Annotated in this window: 15 protein-coding genes and 2 pseudogenes; 15 read left to right on the top strand and 2 right to left on the bottom strand. The window is 42.6% G+C overall.

Features of this window, described 5'->3' with window-relative positions; genetic code table 11:
* Positions 1-23 precede the first annotated feature (23 nt).
* Positions 24-2310, top strand: a pseudogene (locus NSS60_RS05715) (nitrate reductase subunit alpha); the annotation flags it as partial.
* A 7-nt stretch (positions 2311-2317) separates the two neighbouring features.
* Here the strand turns inward: NSS60_RS05715 and NSS60_RS05720 are convergent.
* Positions 2318-3451: an IS4 family transposase gene (locus NSS60_RS05720; RefSeq protein ID WP_064214037.1), complete on the bottom strand. Its 1134-nt coding sequence runs from the start codon at positions 3449-3451 to the stop codon at positions 2318-2320.
* Between the two features lie 106 nt (positions 3452-3557).
* Here NSS60_RS05720 and NSS60_RS05725 point away from each other — a divergent pair.
* The 7 genes and pseudogenes from NSS60_RS05725 to iscB form a co-directional block, all read left to right on the top strand.
* Positions 3558-4967, top strand: a pseudogene (locus NSS60_RS05725) (molybdopterin dinucleotide binding domain-containing protein); the annotation flags it as partial.
* On the top strand, positions 4957-6432 hold the full coding sequence (narH, locus tag NSS60_RS05730; RefSeq protein WP_035018569.1) for a nitrate reductase subunit beta: 1476 nt from the start codon (positions 4957-4959) through the stop codon (positions 6430-6432). The pseudogene NSS60_RS05725 and the gene narH, both read left to right, overlap by 11 nt.
* 14 nt (positions 6433-6446) lie before the next feature.
* On the top strand, positions 6447-6998 hold the full coding sequence (gene narJ / locus NSS60_RS05735; RefSeq protein WP_340720712.1) for a nitrate reductase molybdenum cofactor assembly chaperone: 552 nt from the start codon (positions 6447-6449) through the stop codon (positions 6996-6998).
* The gene (narI, locus tag NSS60_RS05740; protein WP_064221213.1) at positions 6998-7681 is read left to right on the top strand and encodes a respiratory nitrate reductase subunit gamma; all 684 of its coding nucleotides are present in this window, start codon (positions 6998-7000) and stop codon (positions 7679-7681) included. The genes narJ and narI overlap by 1 nt, the downstream gene beginning before the upstream one ends.
* A gap of 93 nt (positions 7682-7774) precedes the next feature.
* The gene (locus NSS60_RS05745) at positions 7775-8014 is read left to right on the top strand and encodes a DUF2552 family protein (RefSeq protein WP_003394331.1); all 240 of its coding nucleotides are present in this window, start codon (positions 7775-7777) and stop codon (positions 8012-8014) included.
* Between the two features lie 193 nt (positions 8015-8207).
* Positions 8208-8399 carry a DUF3886 domain-containing protein gene (locus NSS60_RS05750; protein ID WP_004889689.1) on the top strand — a complete coding sequence of 64 codons (192 nt, stop codon included), beginning with the start codon at positions 8208-8210 and terminating at the stop codon, positions 8397-8399.
* Between the two features lie 221 nt (positions 8400-8620).
* Positions 8621-9901 (top strand): RNA-guided endonuclease IscB, encoded by a 1281-nt coding sequence (gene iscB, locus NSS60_RS05755; RefSeq protein WP_340720713.1) that lies wholly within the window; start codon positions 8621-8623, stop codon positions 9899-9901.
* A gap of 98 nt (positions 9902-9999) precedes the next feature.
* On the opposite strand, the gene NSS60_RS05760 is transcribed toward iscB, so the two are convergent.
* On the bottom strand, positions 10000-10914 hold the full coding sequence (locus NSS60_RS05760) for an aldo/keto reductase (protein ID WP_340720714.1): 915 nt from the start codon (positions 10912-10914) through the stop codon (positions 10000-10002).
* Positions 10915-11012: 98 nt separating this feature from the next.
* Here NSS60_RS05760 and NSS60_RS05765 point away from each other — a divergent pair, with 98 nt between their 5' ends.
* The 7 genes from NSS60_RS05765 to NSS60_RS05795 all read left to right on the top strand — a co-directional run bounded on the left by NSS60_RS05765 (position 11013) and on the right by NSS60_RS05795 (position 16227).
* The gene (locus NSS60_RS05765) at positions 11013-11552 is read left to right on the top strand and encodes an NUDIX hydrolase (RefSeq protein WP_340720715.1); all 540 of its coding nucleotides are present in this window, start codon (positions 11013-11015) and stop codon (positions 11550-11552) included.
* Between the two features lie 84 nt (positions 11553-11636).
* On the top strand, positions 11637-12281 hold the full coding sequence (gene spoIIM / locus NSS60_RS05770) for a stage II sporulation protein M (protein WP_004889696.1): 645 nt from the start codon (positions 11637-11639) through the stop codon (positions 12279-12281).
* Between the two features lie 104 nt (positions 12282-12385).
* A complete protein-coding gene (gene fur, locus NSS60_RS05775; protein WP_004889697.1) occupies positions 12386-12838 on the top strand; it encodes a ferric iron uptake transcriptional regulator in 453 nt (150 codons plus the stop codon).
* Between the two features lie 96 nt (positions 12839-12934).
* The gene (locus tag NSS60_RS05780) at positions 12935-13147 is read left to right on the top strand and encodes a YqzK family protein (protein WP_077428677.1); all 213 of its coding nucleotides are present in this window, start codon (positions 12935-12937) and stop codon (positions 13145-13147) included.
* A 7-nt stretch (positions 13148-13154) separates the two neighbouring features.
* Entirely contained in the window at positions 13155-14051 is an 897-nt protein-coding gene (gene xerD / locus NSS60_RS05785; protein WP_004889699.1) for a site-specific tyrosine recombinase XerD, read from the top strand.
* 156 nt (positions 14052-14207) lie between these two features.
* Positions 14208-15389 (top strand): phosphopentomutase, encoded by a 1182-nt coding sequence (deoB, locus tag NSS60_RS05790; protein WP_339173711.1) that lies wholly within the window; start codon positions 14208-14210, stop codon positions 15387-15389.
* A 13-nt stretch (positions 15390-15402) separates the two neighbouring features.
* Positions 15403-16227, top strand: a complete 825-nt coding sequence (locus NSS60_RS05795; RefSeq protein WP_077428675.1) for a purine-nucleoside phosphorylase — start codon at positions 15403-15405, stop codon at positions 16225-16227.
* Positions 16228-16243: the final 16 nt, after the last annotated feature.

Raw genomic sequence — 16243 nt, forward strand, 5'->3', positions numbered from 1 at the left:
TCATACGAAGAGGAGTGAGCGATGTGAAAAAGAAGTCACCGTTGTTCAAACGATTGAACTACGTGAAACCGATTGAACGTCATGCAGATGCGCATAGTGAAGTCACATATCAAGATCGCGATTGGGAGCAAATATATCGTAGAAGATGGCAACATGACAAGGTCGTACGCTCAACACATGGCGTAAACTGTACAGGTTCATGTAGTTGGGATATTTATGTGAAAGACGGTATCGTCACATGGGAAGGTCAAAAACTCGACTATCCAACAACAGGACCGGATATGCCCGATTTTGAACCGCGGGGCTGTCCGCGTGGGGCAAGTTTTTCTTGGTATATTTATAGCCCGCTTCGCGTGAAGTACCCGTACGTTCGTGGCGTGTTGTTAAATATGTGGCGTGAAGCATTGCAGCAACATAAAAATCCGATTGATGCTTGGAAAAGCATCGTTGAAAACCCGGAGAAAGCAAAGCGTTATAAGCAGGCGCGTGGAAAAGGTGGATTTGTTCGTGCGGAGTGGGATGAAGTATTAAAACTTGTTGCCACCTCTTTACTTTATACAGTCATGAAATATGGTCCAGATCGAAACGTTGGTTTTTCTCCAATTCCCGCAATGTCGATGGTTAGCCATGCAGCAGGTGCACGCTTTATGTCATTAATGGGTGGCCCGATTTTAAGCTTTTATGATTGGTACGCTGACTTGCCACCAGCTTCACCACAAATTTGGGGAGATCAAACGGACGTTCCAGAAAGTAGCGACTGGTATAACGCTGGTTACATTATGACATGGGGATCAAACGTTCCAATGACGCGTACTCCAGACGCTCACTTTTTAGCAGAAGTTCGATACAAAGGAACAAAAGTCGTCTCGATTAGTCCAGACTTTGCTGAATCGACGAAGTTCGCGGATGAATGGTTGAGCGTTAAACAAGGGACAGACGGCGCTTTAGCGATGGCGATGGGGCACGTTATTTTAAAAGAGTTTTATGTAGATAGACAAGTACAATACTTTACAAACTACGCGAAAACATACACCGATTTTCCATTTTTAGTTACGTTGAAAAAGAAAGAAGATGGGCAATTTGTTGCTGATCGTTTCCTACACGCGTCTGATATTGGACGGAACACGACAAATGGGGAATGGAAACCAGCGCTTTGGAATGAACGAACAAATGATTTTGCGATTCCGAATGGAACAATTGGTTCACGCTGGGAAAACAAAGGAAAATGGAACTTAAACATGGTAGACGAAGAAACAGAGGAAGCGATCGAGCCGCGACTGACGATGTTAGGCATAGAAGACAAGGTTGTAACTATACAAATTCCGTATTTTTCTCATGATGGAAACAAAATTTTAAAACGTGCTGTGCCTGTAAAACGCGTACAAATGGAGCATGAAGAATTATACGTTACGACCGTATATGATTTAGTGCTTGCTAACTATGGGGTTGATCGTGGGATCGGTGGTGAAGTAGCGAAAACATACGATGACCTTATTCCGTTTACGCCAGCATGGCAAGAAAACATCACAGGTGTGAAGCGCGATCTCGTTATTCAAATTGCGCGCGAGTTCGCTCAAAATGCAATCGATACAAAAGGTCGCTCAATGATTATCGTTGGCGCAGGGATTAACCATTGGTTTAACTCAGATACGATTTATCGTGCCGTCTTAAACCTCGTTTTATTCGTTGGTGCACAAGGAGTAAATGGGGGTGGTTGGGCGCATTATGTTGGTCAAGAAAAATTGCGCCCGGTAGAAGGTTGGCAAACGATTATGACGGCACGAGATTGGCAGGCTCCACCAAAACTGCAAAACGGCACATCATTTTATTATTTTGCAACGGATCAATGGCGGTATGAGGATACGCCGGTTGGGCAACTCGTCTCACCGCTTGTTAAAGAGGCGCGTTACCAACATTATGCCGATTATAACGTCCTTGCGGCACGATTGGGTTGGCTTCCGTCTTATCCGACATTTGAGAAAAACGGAATCGATCTTTACAACGAAGCGGTTGCTTCTGGAGCGAAAACGCCGGAGGAAATCGGAAAATACATCGCTCAGCAATTGAAAGAGAAGAAGTTGCGCTTTGCGATTGAAGATCCAGATAACGAGAAAAACTTCCCGAGAAACTTAATTGTATGGCGTGCGAACTTAATTTCAAGTTCCGGAAAAGGACATGAATATTTCTTAAAGCACTTGCTTGGAACAACCCACGGTTTAATGAACGACGACAAAGATAGCTTGCGTCCGGAAGAAATTCAATGGCGCGATGAAGCTCCAGAAGGAAAATTAGATTTATTAATTAACACGGCTGTTGATTATCCAAAATTAGGCATACTCCTCCCATATATTCGGGCATACTCAAATAAGACAGCTGCCATCTCGGATTTCCATTCGAGAGGAAGTTGCCCAGAGAAAAAACGACGGACAAACGAAAGAAAGGTAAGGGACGAGGTTGTCCGTTTTTCCGTTCGATGATATAGCCATCTCAGTAACACATAAGCGATAAATGCCGCAAAAAGTTGGTTGTATACCGCATGCTCGTTGTTGCCAAATAAGGTCGGAACGTTTAGATATTGCTTGATCCATCGGAAAAACACTTCCACTGTCCAACGTTCTTGATACATCTCGGCAATCTTTTCCGCCGATGCCTCTAAGACGTTCGTGACCACACGGATTTCATGCCCGTTCGCATCCTGAAAGATCACGACGCGATGGCGCTTTTTGGAACGACATTGTTTCGTTCCTAACTGGCAAGTAAAATCCGCCACAATAGAAGAAGAGGAGGAAGAAAGGCGCTTTAGGCTCTTTTTTTGATGGATCTCGACATTGTCTTTCATCCGAATCACAAACGGTTGCTTCTGTTCGACAAACCGATCGAGGCGTTCAATTTTAAAGTACGCTCGATCTTCGACAAGAACCGTTTGTACGTCTGTGAGCCGCTCTCCCACCGGTCCATCGTGGCGCAACCCTACGGTTTCTACGATGTCGCTCGGCATTTGTTGCTCAGGGGAATACGCGACGTGCATTTTCACTCCGGATCGTTCCCCATGATAGGGTGCCCATGTCAGGCGGTTTTTCCCCACGGTGACGGTCGTGGAGTCTACTATACGCAATGCTTTTGGAAAGCGAAGCGAACGGCGGGTTTGGCGATTGCACTTAGAAACAACCAAAGCAAATAAGCGCTTCATCACCTCGTACGGAACTTCTTTCGCTTTCTTAGAAACCGTCGAGTAATGAAACGTCGGCAATCCGTACATTTTCGCCACATCGGCACCATGACGGAAACTTTTCCATTCGTGAAGTGCCGCCAGCAGAAAAAAATCAACCAACGTGCGCACCGTAAACGTCCGCGAAGTGTCATGGTAGCCAACGGCTTCGGTAATCGACTGGAGATCTTCATCAGAAACAATTTTTTGCATCAAATTTGGGAGTGTGGTATGCTTGTGCATAGAGAGCACCTCCTAGGTTTGTTTGTGTTGTTACTTACATTCTACAGGAAAGGTGCTCTTTTTTCTATGTTTTTTATGGATATTATTGGTTAATCAACACGCCTGATTAATTAACTTAGATTTCCGGATGGCCGGAACGGCATTATATTCGGATATCGTATTGCCGGCGGCTACTTGGTACGAAAAACATGATTTGAGCAGTACAGATATGCATCCATTTATACATCCGTTTAATCCAGCAATTGCTGTACCATGGGAAGCACGTTCAGACTGGGAAATTTTCAAATCGCTTGCGAAGGCGGTGTCACAAGTAGCGGAAGAAATAGGGATGACACCGGTAAAAGAGGTTGTGGCAACGCCGATTCTTCACGATACGCCACAAGAGTTAGCACAACCGTTCGGAAAAATTAAAGACTGGAGTAAAGGGGAATGTGAACCAATTCCAGGAAAAACGATGCCACAAATTCATGTCGTTGAGCGCGATTATACAAAAATATTTGAAAAAATGACAGCGCTCGGTCCGAATGTCGTAAAAGCGCCTTTCGGTGTAAAAGGGATGACATGGTCAGTAGAAGAGGAATACGAAAAGTTAAAACGCGTGTTAGGAACGGTGCAACATTCCTCGGTCGCGAAAGGTTGTCCAGATATAAGTGATGCAAAAAAAGTAGCTGAAGCCATCTTAACACTTTCATCGACAACAAATGGTCATGTTGCGGTGAAAGCTTGGGAATCCCTTGAAAAGAAAACGAGTTTACAGCTAAAAGATTTAGCGGCAGAGCGGGAAGAAGAATGTTTTACATTTGAACAAATTACAGCACAACCAAAAACAGTTATTACGTCGCCAGCATTTAGCGGGTCCGAAAAAGGTGGACGTCGTTACTCGCCATTTACGACAAATGTTGAGCGACTCATTCCTTGGCGGACATTAACAGGGCGTCAATCCTTTTACGTTGATCATGAACTAATGCAAGAGTTCGGTGAAACGATGGCAACGTTTAAACCAATTTTGCAACATAAACCGTTCCAAAAAAATCGCCCAGATGTTGAGGGGAAAGAAATTACGCTCAATTATTTAACACCGCATAATAAATGGTCCATCCATAGCATGTATTTTGATTCGCAACCGATGTTAACGTTGTTCCGTGGTGGACCAACGATTTGGTTAAGCAAAGAAGATGCCGAGGAAGCAGGTATTCAAGATAACGATTGGATTGAATGTTTCAACCGAAACGGTGTTGTTGTTGCGCGTGCGGTCGTTTCTCACCGTCTTCCTAGAGGAATTGCATTCATGCATCACGCACAAGATCGCCACATTAACGTACCAGGATCAAAGTTAACGAACAACCGTGGCGGTACGCATAATAGCCCGACGCGTATTCATGTCAAACCGACGCATATGATTGGTGGCTATGCGCAATTAAGTTACGGATTTAACTATTATGGACCGACAGGAAACCAACGCGACTTGAACGTCATTATCCGCAAATTGAAGGAGGTCGATTGGCTTGAAGATTAAAGCGCAAATTGGTATGGTTATGAACTTAGATAAATGCATTGGCTGCCATACGTGCAGCGTTACATGCAAAAACACCTGGACGAATCGTCCAGGTGCCGAATATATGTATTTTAACAACGTAGAAACGAAACCTGGCATCGGATATCCAAAGAAATGGGAAGATCAAGAAAAATATAAAGGTGGTTGGGAGCTAAAAAACGGTGAACTACAATTGAAATCTGGCTCGAAAGTAAATCGGTTACTCAACTTATTTTATAACCCTAACTTACCGACGATTGATGATTATTATGAGCCGTGGAATTACGATTACGAGACACTGACAAATAGCCCTGAAAAAAAACATCAGCCAGTTGCGCGGCCAAAATCAGCATTAACTGGTGAATTTATGGAGCTCAAATGGGGACCAAACTGGGAAGACGATTTAGCTGGTGCCCACGTTACAGCGTTAGAAGATCCAAACGTAGTGAAAATGGAACAGTCGGTTCAAGCTGAGTTTGAACAAGTATTTATGATGTATTTGCCGCGCCTATGTGAGCATTGCATAAATCCTCCATGCGTATCTAGTTGTCCATCTGGCGCGATGTATAAACGTGAGGAGGACGGTATTGTCCTTGTTGACCAGAATGCTTGTCGTGCTTGGCGATATTGTGTATCAAGCTGTCCGTACAAAAAAGTGTATTTTAACTGGCAAACAAGCAAAGCAGAGAAATGTACACTATGTTTTCCACGTTTGGAGGCGGGATTACCAACGATTTGTTCAGAAACGTGTGTTGGTCGCATACGCTATCTCGGCGTGATGTTATATGATGCTGATCGGGTAAAAGAAGCGGCAAGCGTCACGAACGAAAAAGACTTATATGAGGCGCAGTTATCGATTTTCTTAGATCCGCATGATCCAGAAGTGATTGCAAAGGCAAAAGAAGAAGGCATTCCGCAAGCGTGGATTGAAGCGGCGCAGCAATCACCTATTTATAAAATGATCGTGGATTGGAAAATTGCTTTACCGCTACATCCTGAATATCGAACATTGCCGATGGTATGGTACATTCCTCCATTAAGTCCAATTACAAATATGATTGAAGGAAAAGGAAGTCGAGCAAGTGAATACGACATTTTCCCAGCAATTGATGAGATGCGCATTCCAATTGAATATTTAGCTAACTTATTAACAGCTGGCGACCAAGCACATATTCGTACAGTGCTGAAAAAAATGGCTGCGATGCGTTTATACATGCGTGCGCTTCAAACGAATAAACAACCGAATGAACAGATGGTTCAATCGTTAGGACTAACCGGGAAAGATATCGAAGAAATGTACCGTTTATTGGCGATTGCAAAATACAACGACCGCTTTGTTATTCCAGCATCGCATCGCGAACAAGTTGCTGAATTATATGCGGAGCAAGGTACATGTGGATTATCTTTCATGGGCGGACCAGGTTCGTGTGGCACGATTTCGTCATAAGGGAGAGGATGTAAATGGATTATGCTCACGTACAAACGGTGTTTGAAATCGTTTCGTATTTGTTATCGTACCCAGATCGGCAATGGCGGAAACAACTAGATGATTGTGCGACGTTTAGCAAGGAAATTCCGCATCGTCCAATCGTTCAAAACATACAAAAATTTATTGACTATGTGAAACAAACGGATGAAATGACGTGGATTGAAACGTATGTGTATACGTTTGATTTTGGCAAAAAAACAAATTTATATATCACATATATGAGCACGGGCGAACAAAGAGAGCGAGGAATTGAGCTGTTACAATTGAAGCAATTATACAAATCAGCAGGGTTTGACGTAACAGAGCAGGAATTGCCAGACTATTTACCGCTCATGCTTGAATTCGCATCTCAAGCAGAGCGTACGTATGTCCAACCGCTCATGCAAAAATATTTTAATCATATTTCTCATATTCGTGAGCAATTAATTGCGGCTGAAAGTTACTACGCCATTTTATTTGATGTACTGCTCATGGCACTTGAAGAAATTGGTGTGCGTAAACTGGCAGAAGGGAGCGTGTCGTAATGCTCGAACAATTTCTTTGGGGATACTTCCCTTACATCGTTTTAACCATCTTTATCGGAGGACATATTTATCGTTATCAGCACGATCAGTTCGGGTGGACGACAAAATCGAGCGAATTTCTTGAAAAACGATCGTTGCGGCTCGGAAGCATTTTGTTTCATTGGGGGATCATTTTCGTTTTCATCGGTCATGTGATGGGCATTCTTATTCCGAAAGCGTTTTATGATGCGATAGGCGTTTCCGAGCATATGTACCATACGATGGCGATTGCATTTGGTCTCCCTGCAGGAATTGTTGCTATTATCGGTTTAGCCATTTTAATTCAACGGCGCTTAACGATCAAGCGCATTCGTTTAACAACCAGTAAAGCGGATTGGCTCGTTTTAATTTTATTAGCGATTGTCATGTTGACGGGCTTCGCTTCTACATCGCTGAATGTGAATGCTAATGGATTTGATTATCGTACAACGATCAGTCCATGGTTTCGTACCGTTTTAACGTTCCGTGCCGATCCGACGTATATGGAAAGCGTACCGATTTGGTTTAAAATTCATATCGTCTCTGCTTTATGTATTTTTATCGTTTGGCCGTTTACACGATTAGTTCACATATTTAGTATGCCGTTTCGTTATTTAGGGCGCAGCTACGTCGTTTATCGTCGTCGTGTTCCGAAGCAACAATGAAAGAGGTCTCTTTTTCGAGATCTCTTTTCTTGTTTTACAATATTGAGTTAAAATAAGGATGTATACGTAATTGACATAGAAAGAGTGATAGTTGTGAACGATCAAGTGAATCGTCTCCGAAAAATCGTAAAAGAAAAAACATGGGTGTCGTTTTTGTACAACAACCATCCGTATAGTTTACTTCATTGGTCTGTTGCGGGATTTTCAAATGATGAGCGCGACGTTTGGCTTTTGCAAGATGAAATGACATTTGAAACACAATCGTTCGTTCAGTTAGATGAGGCGCTTGCTTGGATTGAACAACATATGCCAAATATTACTGATATTTTATAAAGAGGGCGAGATGCCCTCCTGCTTATTGCGGGGAGTTTTGCCGTTTTGTCGGGTGAATGGCTTTTTCCAACTCCTCTTTTGCTATGATAGGACGGACGGTATCAGCTGTCGGTTTTCCTTTTTGGCTTTTATTTGTTGTCATGAAGCTTCACCTCTTTATGTTTATTCGTCATTAGTTTGAGAAAAGAAGGAGATGTTTATGCTAAAAGATCGATTAAATGAGCAACTGATTGAGCAGTTAAAGCAAAAACAAAAGGAACTACTAGAAGAAGAACAAAAACGAAAAGAAGAAGAGGAGGCAAAGCGGAAAGAGGAGGCGCGCAAACGTGAAAAAAATAAAACGTTTGCCGAATGGTTAGAAGAAAGTCAACAACCCAACGACTAAAGTCATGGGCTTGTAAGCCCCATGTTGACCAGACCAAGGCTTGAAACAGAGCCTACGTTATAGATGTCATGACACGTTCGGGTGCTTCTCCAGCCCGTTCCTCTGTCGTGCAAGGTTAAACAAGCGTGGTGGGTAGCGCTAGTGTCTTGCACATAACAAGCATCTATAACATGGTCGAGGAGAATATGACCTGCTTTATGCAGAGGAAAGGGGAGAACCCTATGGTTTTTGTGTTAGACACAAACAAACGTCCGCTTGCTCCTTGTCACGAAGCAGTTGCAAGAAAGCTGTTGAAACAAGGGAAGGCGGCGATTTACAGGCGATTTCCATTTACCATCATCTTGAAAAAATCAGTAGACGAATCAGAAATTAAAGCAACATATCGGCTAAAAATCGACTATGGAAGCAGGCATACAGGATTAGCGATTTTGCGAGGACAAGAAGTGGTATGGTTAGGGCAACTTGACCATCGCACAGACATCAAGGAAAGAATAGATAAAAGGCGTGCTTTTCGTCGAGCAAGACGAAATCGAAAAACAAGATACAGAAAACCACGCTTTCTGAACCGCAAGCGAAAGGAGGGGTGGTTGCCGTCATCACTAGAGAGTCGTGTGCAAAATATCCAAACATGGGTTAACCGCCTAAAGAAGTTATGCCCCATTGGGTATATATCATACGAAAATACCAAATTCGACACGCAACTCATGCGAAATCCTGAAATCAATGGTGTAGAGTATCAACAAGGCACGCTACAAGGATATGAAGTACGGGAGTATTTGCTTGAAAAGTTTGGGCGGAAGTGTTGTTATTGCGGAAAAGAAAATGTTCCACTTGAAGTGGAGCATATCATTCCAAAATCGAGAGGTGGAACAGACCGAGTGGATAACCTATGTCTTGCCTGTCATGACTGTAATCAGCGCAAAGGAAGTAAGACAGCAGAAGAATTCGGGTATCCGCACATTCAAAAGCAAGTCAAAGAAACATTAAAGGATACAAGTGCTATCAACTCGACAAGATGGAAAGTGTATGAAGTGTTAAAGCAGACAGGATTAGATGTCGAGTGTGGAACAGGTGCACGAACAAAAATGAATCGTATTCGTTTAGACTTGCCGAAAACACATTATTTTGACGCTTGTTGTGTAGGCGAAAGCACACCAAATCACTTATATTTCAAAACAAAAGAAGTGTTATTTATCAAGGCAAAAGGGCGTGGTAGTCGTTCACGCACAAACCTAGATAGATATGGCTTCCCAAGAGGTTATCTTGCAAGACAAAAATTCTTCTTTGGTTTTCAAACAGGGGACATGGTTAAGGCTGTTGTCCCAAGAGGGAAATATCAAGGCGTTTGGTTTGGCGAAGTCGCATGTAGAAAGACTGGAAGTTTCGATATTAAAGGCAAGGACGGAAAGCGTATCGCACAAGGAATAAATTATAGATATGTCCAAGTCATTCAGCGATTTGACGGATATGCTTATGGAAAGGGGGTGGCGGAACTTGCGTAAGGTGCAATTCCTCGCCGTGCCTAAAGGCAGGGGCTTCCTTGCGTAAGTTTCGTGACTTAGATTGGCGAAAATTTAAGTAACCGAGGGGAAAACCTCGGTTACCGATGAGCGGTGAAAATCGTTTGTTTTGTTAGTTGCTTTAGTGCAGTTATCTGTTCATTGCTTAATGTCACCGATTGGGCAGCGACGTTTTCGATCAGTTGTGATAATCGGCTTGCGCCGGGAACGACTGTTGCAACGACGTCATGAGCTAAACAAAAACGAAGAGCGATCGCCGTTAAGGTTTCATTTGGTGCAACGGCTTTTAGTTTTGGAATAAGCGCCATTAATTCAGCAAACGAATAATCGACATAGCCGTTTTGTTTTATTTCTTCGCTTGCTCGCTCAATGGGCCGTTCAGTTAATAGTCCTTTTGCTAGCGGTCCGCGTGCAATGACGCTAATGTGATGTTGCTTCAAAAGCGGAAACCATTCTTCAGCGCGGCGATCGAGCAAACTATACGGCATCATAACAGAAACGATGCGCGATCGTTTGACGTATTCACGAATGACGTTCGGACGCATAGAGGAGATACCGTAATAACGAATAACGCCTTCTTGTTGCAACTCCTCAAACGCCTCAATTGTCTCATCGATCGGATCATCGATCGTTCCGCCGTGTAATTGATATACATCAATATAATCGGTTTGTAACCGTCGTAAGCTATGTTTAACAGCCTCTTTGATGTATGCTTTTGACGGATCCCACGTCCAACGGTTTCCTTGTTCTGTCCAACGATTCCCTACTTTTGTTGCAATGATGACATCGTGGCGCTTTCCCTTTAACGCTTTTCCAACGATTTCTTCATTCACTCCACGATCATATAAATCGGCTGTATCGAAGTAGTTGACCCCTTTGTCGATCGCTTCATGAATGATGCGAATCGCTTCGCCCTCCGAAGTTCCAAGCGACATGCAACCGAAGCCAATTTCACTTACATATAAGTTCGAATGTCCGAGTTTCCGTTTTTTCATGTGCTCCCTCCTTTTTTAACATTATAACGAATAAGTTTTCCATTTGTCTTTGTAGATGTAGTACAATCGATATGAAACGATGACATGGTGGTGAAATAATGGATCATTTATATGAAAAAACGATGAATCAACAGCGTATTTTTTCCGGAAAAGTGATTGATGTGTATGTTGAAGATGTGTTGTTGCCAAATGGAGAAATGAGCAAGCGAGAAGTTGTAAAACATCCTGGAGCAGTTGCGGTACTTGCGATCACAGAAGAAAATAAAATCGTGCTCGTTCGTCAATATCGAAAAGCGTTGGAGCGAGTGCTTGTTGAAATTCCGGCAGGAAAGCTAGAAAAAGGGGAGGCACCGCTTGAAACAGCGAAACGTGAACTCGAGGAAGAAACGGGATACGTATGCGAGAAAATGGAGCCGCTTCACTCTTTTTACACTTCCCCAGGATTTGCGGATGAATTAGTGCATATATTTCTTGCTAAAGGACTGACGAAAAAAAGCGAAAAGCAAATGCTCGATGACGACGAGTTTGTGGATGTGCTCGAAGTCACGTTAGAAGAAGCGTTGAAAATGGTTGAAGACAAACAAATTTACGATGCAAAAACGATTTACGCGCTTTTATATTGGCAATTGCATGCGTAAAAGCGGTCTGTGTGACCGCTTTTTGTCATATCACGCCCCTTTTCCCATACAATATAGTAACAGAACGTGTAGGGGGATGGGGCGATGAGAAAACGATCATGGACGACAACATGGGGTCAACACGTACAAGAGCATTACACGACATATGTATTTACCGTCGTTCTTTTTGTGATGGGCATTATTTTTGGTGCTATTGTCGTCAATAGCTTAAGCTTTAGCCAAAAAGAAGATTTATATTATTATTTAACGAATTTTTTTGGACAAGTTTCTGCAGGAAACATGGCGAGCGCACATGATGTATGGAAAGAAAGTTTTTTGCAAAATTTGAAATATATCGGCTTGATGTGGATTTTAGCTATGTCGCTTGTGGGGCTACCACTTATTTTAATTTTATTATTTTTAAAAGGCCTCGTTGTTGGATTTACAGTTGGGTTTTTAGTCAGCCAAATGGGTTGGAACGGATTTTTGCTAGCTTTCGTATCTGTCGTTCCGCAAAATATCATTCTCGTTCCGATCTTTATTGTGATGGCGGCTGTATCCATTTCATTTTCTTTAAAAATGATTCGTCACCAATTTGTGAAGCGAACACATGAACCAATTTTTCGTGCGATGCTTCGCTATACGTTTGTTATGTTATCGTTTAGTATCGCTTTAGCGTTAGCCTCTTCTCTTGAGGCATATGTATCCCCGTTGCTCATGAAAGAAGTTGTGCAATGGATAGAAAAATAATTATTATTTAATAATCATTTTATTTATCAATTTGTAATCATTTTATTTTGACACGTTCCTTTCTTTTGTTATAATGAGAATGAGTAACGAGGGAGGGAAAGGAAATGGAAAGTCGGCTTGACCGAATAAAAAAACAACTGCATGCAGCAAGCTATAAATTAACGCCGCAACGTGAAGCGACAGTACGGGTGTTGCTCGAACATGAAGAAGATCATTTAAGCGCGGAAGATGTTTACCTCCTCGTGAAAGAAAAAGCGCCTGAGATTGGGTTAGCTACTGTATATCGCACGTTGGAGTTATTAACAGAGTTGAAAATTGTCGATAAAATTAACTTCGGGGATGGCGTTTCCCGCTACGATCTTCGTAAGGAAGGGGCGGCGCACTTTCACCATCATTTAGTGTGCATTGAATGTGGCGCGGTCGATGAAATTCAAGAAGATTTATTAGAAGATGTCGAGGCGATTGTGGAACGAGATTGGAATTTTAAAATTAAAGATCACCGCTTGACGTTTCACGGCATCTGTCATCGTTGTCAAGATAAGCATGAGGAGCAGTAAAACCTTTTCGGCTATGAAAAGGTTTTTTCACTTATGTATAAAATGCAATGAAACAGGCATATCCTCTTACTATATGACAGTTAACGGAGGTATGCCATGAGAACAATCGTGGATGTATTAAAGGTTTTTCTTTTATTTACGGGATGTACCATTTTATTTTATTATAGTATTGTATGGATGAGCGAAGAATATAACTATTATCGTCGCTACGATGAGCCGATGGGATCAGCAGTGAAAGTATCGACAATGGAGCAGCAAGAAACACATTGGCTCGATCGGCTATTGCTTTTCTATCAAAACGGGGAGTAGGGTGCGCGTGGAAGATCAAGTAAAAGATTTTATTCACTATTTAATTGTTGAGCGCAATTTAGCACATAACACGATCGTATCATATGAGCGTGACTTAAAAAAATACGTTCAATATTTACAAAAAGTCGAACAACTATGTCATTGGAACGATGTAACCCGTTTTCATATTATGCAATTTTTAAAGTTTTTAAAAGAAAAAGGAAGCTCGCCGAAAACGATTGCCCGTCATCTAGCATCTGTTCGATCGTTTCATCAATTTTTATTGCGTGAAAAAGCGGTTGATCAAGATCCGACCGTTCATATCGAGACGCCGCAACTGCCACGAAAATTGCCTAACGTGTTATCGATGGCGGAAGTTGAGGCTTTACTCGAGGCACCGAAACAAAACACACCGTTTAGCATTCGCGATAAGGCGATGTTAGAACTTTTATATGCGACAGGTATTCGTGTAAGCGAGCTCATTCAATTGAACATATCTGACGTTCATTTGACGATGGGATTCATTCGTTGTTACGGAAAAGGTCGAAAAGAGCGCATCGTTCCAATCGGGAAAATGGCGACAGAAGCATTAAAGCGGTATATAGAGCAAGGTCGACCAGAACTGTTACAAAGAAAAAAGGGCACGACAGACGCGTTGTTTTTAAATCATCATGGTGAGCGTTTAACACGACAAGGATGCTGGAAAATTTTAAAGCGACTCGCTCAAGAAGCGAACATTCAAAAACAATTAACTCCTCATACGTTGCGCCATTCGTTTGCGACTCATTTATTAGAAAATGGGGCCGATTTGCGCGCCGTACAAGAAATGCTCGGACATGCGGATATTTCTACAACGCAAATTTATACGCACGTAACGAAAACGCGTTTAAAAGATGTATACAAACAGTTTCATCCACGAGCGTAACTGTGACGATAATTTGTCACAGTTTTTTTATTGCAATTCATTATGAAAACGTTTTATAATTTAGTTGTCAGACTTCTGACAAATAGGAACAATGCGTGATTTTGTTTCATAGTGAGCATGCTATGAAATGAGTGAAGCGATTGAGGAGGTAAAACGGTGAAACCTACATATAAACGTGTATTTTTAATTGTCATGGACTCGGTCGGGATTGGCGAGGCACCAGATGCCGAAAAATATAACGACAAAGGTGCGGATACGCTTGGGCATATTGCCGAACATCGCGGTGGCTTAAACATGCCGAATATGGCGAAACTAGGTTTAAGTAACATTCGCGAAATTGAAGGTATTCCAAAAGCGGAAAAGCCGCTTGCTTATTACACGAAAATGCAAGAAGCATCCGCTGGAAAAGATACGATGACAGGTCATTGGGAGTTAATGGGTCTTCGTATCGATACACCGTTTCAAGTATTTCCTGACGGATTTCCAAAAGAGTTAATTGAGGAATTAGAAAAACGAACAGGAAGAAAAGTGATCGGCAATAAACCAGCAAGTGGCACAGCGATTATTGATGAGCTCGGCCCTGAACATATGGAAACAGGTGCGCTTATTGTATATACGTCAGCCGATTCCGTTTTACAAATTGCAGCGCATGAAGAAGTCATTCCATTAGAAGAACTATATCGCATTTGTAAAATTGCGCGTGAATTGACGCTTGATGAAAAATATATGGTCGGTCGCGTCATTGCTCGTCCATTTATCGGGAAGCCAGGAAGCTTCCAACGGACAGCGAATCGTCACGATTATGCGTTAAAACCGTTCGGACGGACGGTGATGAACGAACTGCAAGATGCTGGGTACGATGTCATTGCGATCGGAAAAATTGCTGACATTTACGATAACGAAGGTGTGACACAAACGTTGCGCACAAAATCAAACATGGACGGAATGGACAAATTAGTTGATACGTTACAAATGAACTTTACAGGACTCAGCTTTTTGAATCTTGTTGATTTTGATGCACTATACGGTCACCGTCGCGACCCGAAGGGATATGGTGATGCGTTAGAAGAGTTCGATGCACGTTTGCCGGAAGTGTTTGAACGTTTAAAAGAAGACGATTTATTAATCATTACAGCAGACCATGGAAACGACCCTGTTCATCACGGCACAGATCATACGCGCGAATACGTACCGCTTCTTGTGTATAGCCCAAGCATGAACGGAGGTAAACAACTTCCATTGCGTGAAACGTTTGCAGATGTAGGTGCAACGATTGCAGAAAACTTTGGTGTGAAGATGCCAAAATACGGAACAAGTTTTTTACAAGAGTTGAAATAAGGAGCGTGAACAAATGAATCGAGCAGCTATTGAACAAGCGGCACAATTTTTAAAAGAAAAGTTTCCAACTTCACCGCAAATCGGCTTAATTCTTGGCTCTGGCTTAGGTGTGTTGGCCGATGAGATTGAACAAGCCATTAAAATTCCGTACAGCGACATTCCGAATTTCCCTGTATCGACGGTTGAAGGGCATGCCGGTCAGCTCGTATACGGTCAGTTAGAAGGGGCAACAGTTGTCGTTATGCAAGGGCGCTTCCATTATTACGAAGGATACAGCTTTGATAAAGTCACGTTTCCGGTCCGTGTCATGAAGGCACTCGGCGTCGAACAGCTCGTTGTTACGAACGCGGCAGGTGGTGTAAATGAATCGTTTGAACCGGGCGATTTAATGATTATTTCAGATCATATTAATAACATGGGCGGCAATCCGCTTATCGGTCCGAATGATTCTGCACTTGGGGTGCGCTTCCCAGACATGTCGGAAGCATATAGTAAACGACTTCGTCAACTTGCCAAAGATGTAGCAAACGACATCGGTTTACGTGTGCGCGAAGGTGTGTATGTCGCCAATACGGGTCCAGCGTATGAAACGCCGGCAGAAATTCGTATGATTCGTGTCATGGGTGGCGATGCTGTTGGTATGTCAACGGTGCCTGAAGTGATCGTTGCTCGCCATGCTGGAATGGAAGTGCTCGGTATTTCGTGTATTTCGAATATGGCTGCAGGTATTTTAGATCAGCCACTCACACATGATGAAGTAATCGAAACGACGGAAAAAGTAAAAGCCGACTTTTTACGATTTGTGAAGGCGATCGTACGCAACATGGCGAAAAATTAAACGAGAAGGTGAACGA

Source organism: Anoxybacillus sp. FSL W8-0382 (assembly GCF_038003845.1).
Classification (GTDB): domain Bacteria; phylum Bacillota; class Bacilli; order Bacillales; family Anoxybacillaceae; genus Anoxybacillus; species Anoxybacillus flavithermus_G.